Raw genomic sequence first — 995 nt, forward strand, 5'->3', positions numbered from 1 at the left:
ACTATTCGCAGGCGACGCTCGCCGACCGCTGGGAGCGTGGCGCCGAGCATATGCGCCGGGCACTGGACCGGCTGGCGGCGCTGGGGGAAGGGCCGCTGCCTCCCGGCCTGACGGTGCACGATGTCTGAGCAGGCAGCGGGCCCGCGGCGGCGGTTTCATCCGACCCGGCGCGGTCTGCTCGCGGGTGCAACGGCGGCCGGGATGGCCGCCATGTCGGCAAAGGCAGGAGAGCGATCGATGAGCCACCTGGTGCTCCTGGGCGATTCCGTGTTCGACAACGGCGCCTATGTCGCCGGCGGGCCGGATGTCGTGACCCAGTTGCGCCGGCAGCTGCCGCAGGGCTGGCAGGCGAGCTTGGCTGCGGTGGATGGCGGCAGGCTCGCCGACATCCCGCGCCAGCTCCGGAGCCTGCCCGCGGATGCGAGCCATCTCGTGATCAGCGTCGGCGGCAACGACGCCCTGGCCCATGGCGGGATCTTCGAGGAGCCCGTGGGCTTGGTGGCCGAGGCCCTGCTCCGGGTGGCCGCGGTCCGGCAGGGCTTCGACCAGGCCTATGGCGCCATGCTGGACCAGGTCGTACCGGTCCGGCCGCACGTGGCGGTCTGCACCATCTACGACACGGCCTACCCCGAGCCGCGCCGCACGCTGGCGATCACTGCCCTCGCCGTGCTCAACGACGTCATCACCCGCCACGCCTTCCGGCGCGGCCTGCCGCTGGTCGACCTGCGCCTGGTCTGCGATGAGGCCGCCGATTTCGCCAACCCGATCGAGCCGTCCGTCCAGGGCGGCGGCAAGATCGCAGGCGCGATCGCGGCACTTGCCGCCGAAGGCTTCCGCCAGGGCCGCTCGACCGTCTTCCTTTGAACGTCCAGTGCACTGGAATTTATCGGAGAACCGGGCTGGCGCGCAGGCCGGCGCGCTTTATGTTGAAAGTGAGGGCAAAAAGAAGGAGCAGCACATTGGCCAAGCTTCCTAGCTTCGATCGTCGCGGTGCC

1 protein-coding gene is annotated in these 995 nt (G+C 70.3%); it reads left to right on the forward strand.

Features of this window, described 5'->3' with window-relative positions; all coding sequences use genetic code 11:
• Positions 1–237 precede the first annotated feature (237 nt).
• Positions 238–864, forward strand: coding sequence for an SGNH/GDSL hydrolase family protein (locus tag EQG76_RS03895; protein WP_159710779.1), 627 nt, complete (start codon positions 238–240; stop codon positions 862–864).
• Positions 865–995: the final 131 nt, after the last annotated feature.

The organism is Geminicoccus flavidas (assembly GCF_009806515.1).
Lineage (GTDB): Bacteria > Pseudomonadota > Alphaproteobacteria > Geminicoccales > Geminicoccaceae > Geminicoccus > Geminicoccus flavidus.

Bases quoted from the DNA above. Each gene is read 5' to 3' on its own strand.
- EQG76_RS03895 (WP_159710779.1), top strand. From the start codon at position 238: ATGAGCCACCTGGTGCTCCTGGGCGATTCCGTGTTCGACAACGGCGCC.